Origin of the sequence: Curvibacter sp. AEP1-3, assembly GCF_002163715.1 — a bacterium.
Lineage (GTDB): Bacteria > Pseudomonadota > Gammaproteobacteria > Burkholderiales > Burkholderiaceae_C > Allorhodoferax.
In genome coordinates, this window is sequence record NZ_CP015698.1 from 536,349 (window position 1) to 548,560 (window position 12,212).

The window sequence follows — 12,212 nt, forward strand, 5'->3', positions numbered from 1 at the left end:
GGTTCTTAATGATTGGCCGCGTTCAAACTCTCACTCAGCAGCATGGAGCCCGCCCGCGACAAGTGGTTTTCATCCTTGAAAATGCTGTGCCCATCCCGCAGGATGGGACATTTCCCATCGAGGCACAGCATTGTGTTCGGATCCACAACACGAACCTGTGGCCAACGCGTAAGTACTCGCGCCGCACTTGTACGCACCATCTCGGATTTGACATCGTCCACAGTCTTGTCAATGACACAGGAATAGGGTGGCTTGCGCCCCAGTGGCAGTGCGCCCAAGCACAGGCGCGGGTCAAAGCCAGGCTCCACCACGGGTAAAAAATAGTAAACCTGCTTACCGGTGGATTGCAGCAACGACAGCGTGGCGTCCAGCTTGCCTTCAAAGTCTTGACGCTCCTGAAGAAGGGATTGCTCTGTCAGGTATCGCCCACGAAACACAAGCGCTACCGCACGCACGTTGGCATCTCGGGCAATATCACGCAGCGCAGTTTCCATATGACGCTCGCACTCGGAGGCTCCAGTGCCGGATTTGGCCGCCATCACCGGAACGCATGCTCCCTTGCCGCGCACAGCCAAGTTCAACCCGAGGGCATCGAAAGCCTTGGCGAGTCCCCAAAAGGCGTGCACTGCGTGACTGTCCCCAAGCACCACGGCACTGACCGGTTTATCCGCGTGGGCCAGCAGGCACACTTCCCGTTCCGGGAACTTGAAGGGTTTTTCACACTTCGCATCCGTAATCAGCCCTTGTTTCTCGAAATCCAGAAAATCTTGGCTTGAAGCCTGATCTAGCTGTATGAGATTTTTATGCCGTATACGCTCCAGTCCATAACGGTCATGAATATTCTTACCCAACAAGCCGAGGACAACCATCCCAAGAAGCAACAGACTGATCACAATTCTTCGGGGGAATCTGCGCATAGGTAGTTCCCATAGCTTATAGGTCAACACTGCCAAAAGCAGGCTCGCCAACACTAGGCCAATTCGCAAGGCCACGGATGCATTGCCACTCTCAATGATGTAGGCAAAACTCAATAGCGGCCAATGCCACAAGTACCATGGGTAACTTACTTTACCTATCGCCACCATCCACGGGTGGGCTAGAAGTCTTACAGTCCAATCTTGCTTGGTGGAATAGCCAACCAGAATCATTGCCGCGACAACCGGCAAAAGTGCGACAAGCCCAGGGAAAGGCACCTTGGAATTCAGAAGCAAAGTCGCCAACAAAAGTCCAATTACTGAAAGACTCCGAACAGCGGGACGCACAGACCTAAAAATTCCGGGATTCAAGGCCAAATAAGCACCTGCCAGCAATTGCCAAGCACGGCTAAGGGGAGAGTAGAACGCTTGAGTGGGATCAATCCACACCCACCATGCTGAGAGCAGAAGTGAGAAGACCCCTAAAGTGGAAACAATATGGGCCGCACTGAGTCGAAATCGCAATACCACCCAAAGCACTATGGGCCAGACAATATAAAACTGTTCCTCAATTGCTAACGACCAAAGATGTAGGAGCGGTTTTGCTTCAGATACCTTGTCAAAGTATCCAGCTTCCCACCACAAACCGATATTTGAAAGAAAAAGGGTACCCAAACCCAAATGCTTGCCAAGCTGCATGTATTCTGGCGCGAGCAAGGTATGCCAACCCACAACCAAGCATGCAAACAATACCAAAATCAACGCCGGAAATATTCGCAGAATTCGTCGCGCATAAAACGAGACAAGGCTCCACTGGCTGGTTTGCATCTCGTGTCGAAGGATGCTCGTGATCAAATAGCCGGAAATCACAAAAAAAACGTCGACCCCGATAAACCCACCGGGAAACATATCGGGGAATGCGTGGAAAGCCACCACGATCAGGATGGCAACAGCCCGAAGGCCGTCAACGTCTGCGCGATAGGTAAGACTCATGCTCTGATATCCGCTTCAGTTCTGTACATCAACTGGATAACAGCGGATCGTGTCGTATATGGACTCATCAACGCATTGTCTGCGAGACCCGTCGTCTCCCATTTTTGTACCAATTTCATGATGGCCAGAAAAAGGGCGTCTCCAGTATCGGCACTTAGGGTTTCGACTGCAATATGGCCTTGCTCGTGGAGCAAGCCCGCCATCTGTGAGTTGTTGTTAACAGTTGCCACAATCGGCCGCTGCATCCAAAGATACTCATACAGTTTCGACGGAATGTATTCAGCGCAAATCGGCTCCGTACCATGTAGCAATAGCAAGACATCAGCACTCCGCATACGCCGCAATATCTGCTCACGCCCGGATAAACCAGTGGCTGGATCTGCCTCTATCCTGCCCAAGTGCCTTACAAGGTCACTCACCTTTGAATTTGTGAGCGCAGCTTCAGACACCGCATCCAATGGCCCACCGGTCAATTGCAGTTCAATTTTGTCGCGGAGCTCCGGGCGTTGAGCTACCAAGGATTGCAATGCGTCAATGATGGGAGTTAGGTTGCGTGTGGGAGACAGTGAACCGAAATGTCCAATCACCATCTTGGGGCCCGGCACATAAGGTGGCATTTCCTTGAATGGCGCGTCGATTCCCGGCAGCATCATCTTGCCGCGATCACCTAGTTGGGGGTGTCGCCGCTTTGCACTAGCCAAAGCCTGGTCAGTGAACCAAATAGCGACATCCGCCTGTAAACAAATAAGGCGCTCCACCTCGGCCTGCATCAACTCCTGCTTGCTGACCGGTTCGCTGCCCGGCATGACCAATGGGTCGTGCACTTCAGCCAACCACCGCACGCCCGTGGCCTTCTTCAATGCGCTGCCAGCAAGATGCGCCGCAAACGCACCGCCGGTTGAATAGATCAAGTCGAACTTGCGCCCCCGGGCTAATTGCCGGCCTTTCAGATAGGCGGAGAGCCACCAAGACCAGGAGCTCTCAACAGGGCGAAGCGTCTTCTCTACCAACATGAATGGCAGCAGCGGCAACGAAAGCAAAACCATCACCAATCTGTACGCAAAAGGAGAAGCAAACTGCTTGCGCAGTACATGGCGCATTTCAAATCGGATCCCTGCAGGACCTGCGGGCCACAGTTGATAGTGCTCATAGTGCCGATCCTGACTCCCTGAAACACCACTAAGTACGACCAACTCAATGCCAGCTGCCTCCAGGTGCGGTAACTTGTCAGTAATGGTCTGGCTCGCTGCGCGGCCGTCCATATTGAAAGCATGGGAAAGCACCAGCCATCGTTGTTTGTATTTACGAGTGACCTCGCAAAACACCTTGTCATATCGCAGGCCAGCTTGATCCCATGAGTTAGCTTTCGCAAATTCCACGGCGCAAGTGCTCAGCGAGCCGGCAGTAGACTGGTCAAGTAACAAAGCATCTATCTTTCTCGCAAGCCCGACAGTGTCTGCCGGCTCAGAGAGCAATAACGCATTGCTACCCGCTGTTAAATCCCGCGCAATCCCGCTGAACGGTGCATCGCTCACTAGCACCGGTAGTCCATGCGCCATGCCCTCCAGCACTACCATGCCGTACGAATCTTCCAGGGTGGGATGCACCAGCATGTCAGCGGCCCTGTAGGCCAGCGACATGTCTTTCAGGCTACCCAAGAAATGAACGCGCGAACGTAGTCCAAGATTCGCCGCCTGTTGCTCATACTCCTTCGTTTCTTCCGAGCGGCCGACCACGAGCAATTCCACCTTGCCTTCGATATGGGTCATCGCTTCCAGCAAGGTTTTGAGGCCTTTCTTTACGAAGTCATTGCCGACAAATAGAAGCATGGGCACGTCTGTCGACACGCCGAGCGCTCGCCGCGCTTCGGCCTTGGCATCTGGTGTGGCCGGGCCCGGCACTGAATCCACGCCTGGCGTGATGACCTCCAGCATCGGGCGCGAATTTGGAAATGCGCGCTCCACGACCTCTTTGAGCGTGGCTGACGCGCACACCAGCTTCTTCTTGTAGGCAAAAGCGAATCGCCGCTCTTCCAGCCACAGGTAAGCCAGAAGTCGCGGGCTGGTCAGCACTTTCAACCACCGCAGAGCCAACGCAAAGCCCTGCTTGCCGGCAAACAGTGTGTGCTTCACCGGCAACACATGCACCGTGTGCACTTTGCCGTGCCAGGTGTTTTCATGGGAATGCACGATGTCAAAACCCGTGCGCGTGGCGCGCCAGGTCTTCCAGGCAAAGTAGAGTTGGTTGATCCAGCGCGGGCGCTCCAGGGGCTTGGGCACCTGGTGGTAGGTCACTCTGGGAAAATCATGCGAAATGGTCTGCGCGAACACATGCACTTCATGCTGTTGCGCGAGCTGCTCCACCACCGAGATGGAATAGCGCTCAGCCCCCCCCCCGGTCACTGAAAAATTGCGGCTCAAGACCGCGATACGCAAACGCTCAGTCACAAGCCACCATCACAGCAACACAATGTCGTATTGCTCCTGGGCCATGGCTGCCTCGCTTTGCAGCGACACAGGTTTGCCGATGAACTCGGAGAGGCCTGCCAAGTGCTGGCTTTCTTCGTCCAACAGCAACTCAATTACCTTGGGTGACGCGACTACCCTGAACTCGCGCGGCGTGAACTGTCGGGCTTCACGCAAAATTTCGCGCAAGATGTCATAAGCCACGCTGCGGGGCGTCTTGACGATGCCCTTGCCTTCGCAGGTCGGGCACGGCTCGCACAGCATGTGAGCCAGCGATTCACGCGTGCGCTTGCGCGTCATTTCCACCAGACCCAGCTGCGAGAAGCCACCCGCCATAGTCTTCACCCGATCGCGTCCCAACTGTTTGCGGAACTCCGCCAACACGGCCTCGCGGTGGTCTTCGCGGGCCATGTCGATAAAGTCAACAATGATGATGCCGCCCAGATTGCGCAATCGCAATTGACGTGCGATTGCCTGTGCCGCTTCGAGATTGGTTTTGAAAATGGTGTCGTCAAAGTTGCGCGCACCGACAAAACCACCCGTGTTCACATCCACCGTAGTCAGGGCTTCGGTCTGGTCCACGATCAGGTAGCCGCCCGACTTGAGCTCCACCCGGCGCGCCAGCGCTTTGGCAATTTCTTCGTCAATGGAATACAGGTCGAAGATGGGGCGCTCACCCTTGTAGTGCTGCAACTTCTCAGCCGCTGCGGGCATGAACTCCGCTCCAAAGGTCTTTAGCGCATCAAACTGCTCGCGCGAATCCACGCGAATCGTCTGCGTCGTTTCGCCCACCAAGTCACGCAACACGCGCTGCAACAGGTTCAAATCCTGGTGCAACAAACTTTGCGGCGGCAGACGAAGCGATGCATCCTTGATCCGGGCCCACGCCTTGCGCAGGTAAGCAATATCGTCGCCCAGCTCCTTGTCCGACGCATCCTCGCCATTGGTGCGCAAGATGAATCCACCGCCTTCTTTGCCCGCAAGCGCCTGCATGCGGCTGCGCAGCTCATCACGCTGAGCGGTAGGAATCTTTTGGGACACGCCGATATGGTCGTCCTGCGGCAGGAACACCAGCAGGCGGCCGGCAATGCTGATTTGCGTGGACAGGCGCGCGCCCTTAGTGCCAATCGGGTCCTTGATCACCTGCACCATGAGGGACTGACCCTCAAACACCTGCTTCTCAATCGGAATCTGGAGCTGAGATGCGCGGGAGGAACTCAGCGACTCACCTTCTGCCGGAGGATGCCACACATCAGCAACATGCAAAAAGGCCGCGCGCTCCAGGCCAATGTCGATAAACGCTGACTGCATGCCGGGCAGCACCCGCGCCACTTTGCCAAGGTACACATTGCCCACCAGACCACGCTCCAGCGTGCGTTCCACGTGCAGTTCTTGCACTGCACCGTGTTCCACGATGGCGACCCGCGTCTCTTGCGGGGACCAGTTGATCAGGATGTCTTGTTGCATGCAAAGCCCACTTCGCGCAAGGCCTGCGCTGTTTCAAACAAAGGGAGGCCCATGATGCCGGAGTCTAAGCCCCAATGAAAACGTGTGTTCATTTTGAAAAGTTACGCCAGAAATTACGCTGACGCCTAGTGCACCACCTTGGGCCGTGGTTGATTGTCGCACGAGCATTCTGGGGTTTTTGTTTGTCTTGGTGGCTGTATATTTAAACAGCAATGAAAACAGAGACAACTTACCTTTGGCGGATCAAGTGGGCGGGCCGATGGACCAACACCAAGTACCACTGCACCGATGAACAGATTCGCAAAGAACACCCGGAGGCCGTCTGCCTGGTGGAGTCAAAGCGCGTGCAACAGGTGCCGGAAACAGACGACGAGCTGCGCGAGGCGCAGCAAATGAACTTCACCAGCGGCTTCATGCGCAACAAATGAATCGACTTAGCGATTCAAAACACTGTACATCCCTGCAGTGCACCGATGGAGCCCGCATGGAATGGACTATCCGGTGAAGTTAGGCGACAGATACACTGCCGGTAGTGGCTTGTGAGCAACACCCTAAAGGCCTTAAAATAATCGATGCAAACAAAAAGGCGACCTACTTTCACAAGTAAATCGCCTCAAGTTAGCAGCAACGCAACGAACCGATCCGCCAAGACTAGTCGTTGCATTTCATTGTTAGTGCGTCGGTGATTATAGCAAGCTGCTGCACTGCAGCAAGTAAGCAATAACCCTGACGCAGCGGTACCTACAAGGAGAACCCTTACCGTGTCCCTGCAACATCAACACACCTTAGTCACCCGTGACTATCAAGGCCATGCGATTACCTACCAAGATGATGGCTGGTTTAACGCGACTCAAGCCGCATCCAGATGGGGGAAAAACCCAGCAGAATGGTTGCGACTACCAAGCACCATTGAATATCTGTCTGCTTTGAAGCGCCATCACAGTGATATGGGGAAATCCCACATCACTCGAAAAGGCAACTCAAAACAATTCCAGCAAGGAACATGGCTGCATCCAAAGCTAGCGGTTCCATTTGCGCGCTGGCTTGATGCAGATTTTGCAGTCTGGTGCGACTCACAGATCGACGGAATCATTCGTGGTTCAGACGACTGGAAGAAGCTTCGGCACATGTCCGTGGCTTCAGCAAAACTCATGGCTGAAGTGATCAAAGATCAAAAAGTGGCCGAAGGCAAAGAACTCAAGCCTCATCACTTCTCAAATGAACACTGCTTGGTCAACTCGCTCATAACAGGCAAGTTCAAGGGGATTCAACGCAACTCGCTGACCCTTGCCGAGTTGGATTTCATTGGGAAGTTTGATGTGCGGAACAGTCTGCTTATTGCCAAGGGCATGAGCTATGAGGAGCGCAAGGCGACTCTTACTGCTGAGGCTGCCGCCTGGCTTGCTGCGAATGCCTCAAGACTTCCCTCTGCAAACGATCCGGGAAAGTTAGCAGCCTAAACTCAGCAAACCAAAACCCGCTTCGGCGGGTTTTTTGTTGCCTACGGGCAGCCCTTGCTGGCGCCCTGCCCTCCGTAGATCTTGCGCTCAAAGTGGTCTTTGCTGTCTGGGCCTTTGGCGCTCTTGATGGCATTGGGCAGCCACTGGAGGTTGTAGACCGCATCGGCACCACCGCAAGCCAGAGGGATCACGTGATCGATGGCCCAGCCTGGGCACGATCCAAAGGACTTGCCAGTGGCCGGGCATGGGTACTTTTCACGAAAAGCTGCCAGCACCGCGGCGCTGCGTTCTGTCTTGCCGGCGTCGGTGCGAACCACTTGGCCGGTCTGGCGGTAGTCCACCAGGGGATTCAATGACGTGTTTGCGGGCTCTGGCGGGTTTTGAGCACAGCCGACAAGCACAGCAACTACACCAATGATGGATACGCCCTTCAACATGAGGGCATTGTCTATCAATGCAGTGTCAGCAGCTCTTGGCAGGCGCTCAGCCTTCCTTCGGTTTCAATGATGTTTTGTCGTAGGGCCGTATAAGCTTGTCGAGCAGCGGCAGTGAGCTCGGCTGCGGCTCCAGAATCCACGCCGGCGTCTTGGGCGGTTTGGGTTGGTCCGGTGCCGGGGCAAGTCGCGTCGATGTGCAGGCCTGTAGTGCCAGCAGCAAGGCGATCAGTAAGAGCTTTGTTTTCATTGCGGGCTTTCGTGAGTTGGGCGGTGCGGGTTTTGTCGACCTGGTCGACTTTGTCGGCCAAGTCGTCACGCTGACGGATAGCAGCCAGCAGCTGGTCGTTGCGCTGCTTGGCCAGCTCGATGCGCTCTCGGCCGTGCTCGGCATCGAGGCGCCAGCCATTTACAGCCCAGCCGCCAAAGAATCCAACAGCCACCAAGGCAATGGCGATGAGTAGTTCTTTCATGGCATGAAGATCCGGTTGCCCGAGGCTGGACTTTTAATAGTCCAATGTGACCAGCCGGGTGTTTTGCTGCTGTGCTCGATGAAGATGCCGTGGAATGCCAAGCGATCTGGATGCGCCATGCACCAGGCATCGATCTCGCCGCGGGGGTCGTAGCGATCTACGGCCAGACCCTCTTTGTGGCTACTCTTTGGCGCGCCCTGCGGACAGTCCTGCGGGCGGAAACCGCCGAAGGTTTGCCCGCTGACGCCATTCTTAGTAGCCGGGTTATCCGGGAACAAGACGCCCGCCCGGGACATTTCGGCTTCCAGTGCGGCGCAGGCCTTGAGCAGGTTGCTGGCGTTTTGCTGGCGCGCAATCGTCCAGTCGGGTGACTCGCGGTGCACGCCCACATATTGATTGAGGGTGATCATGTCTATCCTTCCTTGACTCGAGTGCGAACAATCAGGACCGCAAAGCCCAGCAGCACTGCGGTTTCGGCAAAGGTGGGCTGCGCATGGGTGATGTGGTCGAACGGCGTGGCGTGAATGCCCATGGCCAGCAGCAAGGGGGTGGCTACAGCACCGCCCGCCCCTATCGCCAGCAGCAGCCAGGCGAGCGCCTTGAGGAAGTCCACCACCCGTTTGCGGGGTGACAGACCGGACGCGAAGGGAGCTGTGCGCTCCAATTTGTTCAGAGCTTCGGCCAGCACTACGATGCCCGCCAGCCAGTGGGCCAGTTGAATGGGGTCGGTCATGCGCCTGCTCCCCCTTCCATGGCGGGTGGACTGCCCGGCGGCGCGCCGGAAAACCTGCGGATCATGAACATGAGCACTTGCTGGGCACCACCACCGACCGCAAAAGCACTGCCGAGAATCAGCGGCTCAGGCATGGCAGCCACCAACATGGCCAAGGGTGTGAGGTAGCCTGCCGTGAGCGAGCTGGCCACGGCCACCATCATGCGGCGCAAGGTGGTGCGCACCAGCTCCTGCCAGGTATCGCCAGAGCTGGGCACCGAGTTCAAAAGGACAATGGCCACCAGCGATCCAGCGAAGCCGGCAATGAGCAGGTCCGCACGCAGACCGAGGGAGATCCCCCAGGCGGTGATGACCGGCACGGTGACGCCAGCAGAGGCCAGCGTGGCAACGGCTGCAGTGGATGCGGTGGTTGGTTCTGGCATGGCTACCTTCGGAGAATCTTGATGTGGCCCGGGCTGATGCGGTCCAGCTCTTGGGCGATAGACGCTGCAAGCGCCCAGCTTTTGTGCTCGTGCTCGCCGATAAGGCGCTCCAGCGTGTGGGATATCGTTACTTCGTTGCACTTGGGCCAGCCAAACAGCAAAACCCACCAGGTGCGGGCCACAATTACGTCAGCCAGCCACGCGGCCAGCATCACCGGCCAGAAAGCCAGCCACAGCACACGCCACAAGCCCTTCAAATCGAACAACTTGAGCGCCGGCCAGACCAACAGCAGCAGCGTCGGCAGGGACAGGAAGACGACGGCCGCAACGTAGAGGTGCCAGGTCATAGCTGGTCCCTCAAGGCCTTGATCTGGTTGTCCAGGTCTTTGAGTCGGCGGTAGTTGAGCGCAGCCGTGGGAGGGTTAGGCCCAGCACCCATGGCGTACAAATCCTCCGGCTCGATGCCGAATTCCGCCAGCGCAAGTGCCTCAGCAGATGCAAGGGCCTGCTCGCGGTCGAAGCGGGCCATGTCTCGCACCTGCTGGGCTTCCAGCTCAAGGATTTGCTGAAGAGGACTTGGGGAGCGGGACTGCTCCCACGCTGCCACCTCTTCAGGGGTCGCTGCGCGGTCGCCCGCACGGCAGTCGCCTTCGTAGAGATTACCGAATGTGTCGACCCACATGCTCACCACCCCCGGAGGATGTAGGGTTTGGCCTTCCAGCTCCCCAGCGTGATACTGGCAGCGCCACCTGCCTTGGCTGGCCATGAGATACCGGCGCCGGTGCTGAAACCTGTGGATTTGGGTGTTGCCCAGGCACTGCCAACGTTCAGGGAGAACGGCAGCTCATCGCCTACGGAAAAACCAATGTCTGCGGTTTTACACACCCAGACCCAATTGGTAATGAGAGGCTGCACGCCGAGGTTATGGTTTTGCGAATATGCGCCACCGTAGGCCGTGCCCTGCTCTGTGCCCGAATACCGCCCCATCAGTGCATACCAGGTGATGGCAGTCACCACGGAGCCCGACACGGTGACTTCTCCCACAAACACACGGTAGGCCGGCGCTGCTGTCGTACCGTTACCGACCTTCATTTGCATTTCTTGAATGTTGAAGGTGCTTTGCCCGTTGGTCACCACATCTGCACCGGCCCAGCGATAGTTGGGGGCCAATGCAGTGCTGCCCGGCGTGCAAACACCGTTGGCAGCAATGTCGAGATACAGATACATCGTGCCGTTGACGCTGAGTCCGGACCAAGACGGATTGGTGATACTTCCGGTGCGGTTGAGCGCGCCATTCGCAGCCGTAGCCGTAAGGGTGCCGGCTGCCGTCACGGTTGTGGCGCCTGTGCTTCCGCCGAAATTGGGCAGGCCAGCAGAATCCACCGGACCGGCCAAGACAGTCTGTCGGACTGCAGGGGATGCATTGACGTTAATGCCCGAGGTGATGGCAGAAGACACCACGGCAGGAACGCTCACCAAGGCATTGAGGTCGGTAATGTCAGCGTTTGCACCGGCCTTGGCCAGCAGCAAGCCCTCAAACGTCAGACCAATCGTCCAGCTTGTGTAGGTACCGCTGCCAACCGTGCTGGTGACGTTTACCGTGAGGTTGCCGCCCGTATAGCTGACCACGGGGCCGCGCAAGATGTTGGAACCATTGTTGACCACCACGATCTGGCCGGGCACCCACAGTTTGCCGGTTTGGGTGGCAAACACCTTGGGGCCTGTTCCCACAGTGACCGAACTGGCGCTGGTTCCTGTGTATTCAGGAAATGCCATTGCCAGAAGCACAGCAGCAAGAATGTCCGCGTTGATCTGGATGGTGTCGGCCGTGGCGTTGGTCTCATCCACAAAGCCGGGGAGCTGCGCAAGAAGGCCAAAGGCTTTGGTATTGAAGTCAGCCGCGCTATCCAGCGGCGTTGGTGAGGGTCCAATAGGGTTGATCATGGTTATGCCAGGCTTTCTAAATTGAGGGTGCAGTCGCTGAGGTCTCGGTACTGGATCAGTACCTTGAAGCTGGTGTAGTAGCCGTAGACGGTGGTGGACTCAAACTCGTCGCTCACGATCCACAAAGCCGGTGTGGCGCGCATTCCAGCCACAAAGTTGAAAAATGCATCGGTTTGCGCGGTCTCCAACGCAAGGGGGACCTCCACTTGCGTGGAGTAACGGCGCTTGACCAGTACGGTGTCGCCGTAGGTGTTTACGTCCTTGCGGGAATAGTCTTTGATGCCGAGCGACACACCAACCGTGACGCATTTGCCCCATTGGCTGGACGTTCCCAAGATGAGAGTGCCCACCGCCATGGCCGCACCGCCGGTGAAGGTCACGATGATTTGTGCATCCAGAAAACTTGGCAGGTTGGTGTAGTAGCTGGCCAATGGCTCCGTGCGCTTACCGTAGAACCAACTCCACCAGTTGGCCTCTGGCTGGATGCGCGGGCGGCTTAGGGTTTCGTCGTAAACCAAGCCAAAGGCGTCGCTGATCATTTGAACCCGCACGCTGGTCACGTCGGTGAGGTTGACAGCAGCCACAGAGGTCACAAACTGCCCAGGGCGCAGGGTGTAGCTCATGCTGGTGGATTGCGCGGTTTGGCTGCTGCTGGACAGGTCGAAGAGCTTCCAGCGGTTGGTGGCGCTCACGGCGACCCATTTGGTAGTGCCTGCCAGCTCGGGGTCGTTGTCCACGTTGGACGCGGCCAAGCTCTCGTAAATGACGTGGTTTTTGATGACCCGTGCTGCAAGGGCGTAAGTCGTGCCAGCGGCCCACACTGCGTAGTCGGCCTCGGGGACGGTAGAGCTGACCAACATGGCGTCCGTGAGGGCCATGGGTTTGATGATGGTGATGCCCTTCATGG

Annotated in this window: 14 protein-coding genes; 2 read left to right on the forward strand and 12 right to left on the reverse strand. The window is 56.8% G+C overall.

The window, feature by feature from the left end:
• Nucleotides 1-5 precede the first annotated feature (5 nt).
• From AEP_RS02525 to rng, 3 genes are read right to left on the reverse strand one after another with little or no spacing between them, the layout of a single operon-like run.
• Nucleotides 6-1,907 carry an acyltransferase family protein gene (locus tag AEP_RS02525; protein ID WP_087493934.1) on the reverse strand — a complete coding sequence of 634 codons (1,902 nt, stop codon included), beginning with the start codon at nt 1,905-1,907 and terminating at the stop codon, nt 6-8.
• Nucleotides 1,904-4,354 carry a glycosyltransferase family 4 protein gene (locus AEP_RS02530; RefSeq protein ID WP_087493935.1) on the reverse strand — a complete coding sequence of 817 codons (2,451 nt, stop codon included), beginning with the start codon at nt 4,352-4,354 and terminating at the stop codon, nt 1,904-1,906. Before AEP_RS02530 ends, AEP_RS02525 begins: the two co-directional genes overlap by 4 nt.
• Nucleotides 4,355-4,363: 9 nt before the next feature.
• Nucleotides 4,364-5,839 (reverse strand): ribonuclease G, encoded by a 1,476-nt coding sequence (gene rng / locus AEP_RS02535; RefSeq protein WP_087493936.1) that lies wholly within the window; start codon nt 5,837-5,839, stop codon nt 4,364-4,366.
• 212 nt (nt 5,840-6,051) lie between these two features.
• Here rng and AEP_RS02540 point away from each other — a divergent pair, with 212 nt between their 5' ends.
• Both AEP_RS02540 and AEP_RS02545 read left to right on the forward strand, forming a co-directional pair.
• A complete protein-coding gene (locus tag AEP_RS02540; RefSeq protein ID WP_087493937.1) occupies nt 6,052-6,267 on the forward strand; it encodes a hypothetical protein in 216 nt (71 codons plus the stop codon).
• A gap of 333 nt (nt 6,268-6,600) precedes the next feature.
• The gene (locus AEP_RS02545) at nt 6,601-7,299 is read left to right on the forward strand and encodes a KilA-N domain-containing protein (RefSeq protein WP_198301888.1); all 699 of its coding nucleotides are present in this window, start codon (nt 6,601-6,603) and stop codon (nt 7,297-7,299) included.
• 41 nt (nt 7,300-7,340) lie between these two features.
• Here the strand turns inward: AEP_RS02545 and AEP_RS02550 are convergent, their stop codons facing one another.
• Genes AEP_RS02550 through AEP_RS02590 form a run of 9 tightly spaced genes read right to left on the reverse strand, consistent with a single transcriptional unit; the run spans nt 7,341 to nt 12,210 of the window.
• Nucleotides 7,341-7,736, reverse strand: a complete 396-nt coding sequence (locus AEP_RS02550) for an HNH endonuclease signature motif containing protein (RefSeq protein WP_157673014.1) — start codon at nt 7,734-7,736, stop codon at nt 7,341-7,343.
• Between the two features lie 14 nt (nt 7,737-7,750).
• Complete coding sequence (locus AEP_RS02555) at nt 7,751-8,206, reverse strand: lysis system i-spanin subunit Rz (protein WP_087493939.1); 456 nt, start codon at nt 8,204-8,206, stop codon at nt 7,751-7,753.
• Complete coding sequence (locus tag AEP_RS02560; protein WP_087493940.1) at nt 8,203-8,616, reverse strand: hypothetical protein; 414 nt, start codon at nt 8,614-8,616, stop codon at nt 8,203-8,205. Before AEP_RS02560 ends, AEP_RS02555 begins: the two co-directional genes overlap by 4 nt.
• A gap of 2 nt (nt 8,617-8,618) precedes the next feature.
• Nucleotides 8,619-8,939, reverse strand: a complete 321-nt coding sequence (locus AEP_RS02565; RefSeq protein ID WP_087493941.1) for a hypothetical protein — start codon at nt 8,937-8,939, stop codon at nt 8,619-8,621.
• Entirely contained in the window at nt 8,936-9,361 is a 426-nt protein-coding gene (locus AEP_RS02570) for a hypothetical protein (protein ID WP_087493942.1), read from the reverse strand. The genes AEP_RS02565 and AEP_RS02570 overlap by 4 nt, the downstream gene beginning before the upstream one ends.
• Before the next feature lie 2 nt (nt 9,362-9,363).
• A complete protein-coding gene (locus AEP_RS02575) occupies nt 9,364-9,708 on the reverse strand; it encodes a hypothetical protein (protein WP_087493943.1) in 345 nt (114 codons plus the stop codon).
• A complete protein-coding gene (locus AEP_RS02580) occupies nt 9,705-10,043 on the reverse strand; it encodes a hypothetical protein (RefSeq protein ID WP_087493944.1) in 339 nt (112 codons plus the stop codon). Before AEP_RS02580 ends, AEP_RS02575 begins: the two co-directional genes overlap by 4 nt.
• A 2-nt stretch (nt 10,044-10,045) precedes the next feature.
• Nucleotides 10,046-11,305 (reverse strand): hypothetical protein, encoded by a 1,260-nt coding sequence (locus AEP_RS02585; protein WP_087493945.1) that lies wholly within the window; start codon nt 11,303-11,305, stop codon nt 10,046-10,048.
• Between the two features lie 2 nt (nt 11,306-11,307).
• Nucleotides 11,308-12,210, reverse strand: coding sequence for a carbohydrate-binding protein (locus AEP_RS02590; protein WP_157673015.1), 903 nt, complete (start codon nt 12,208-12,210; stop codon nt 11,308-11,310).
• Nucleotides 12,211-12,212: the final 2 nt, after the last annotated feature.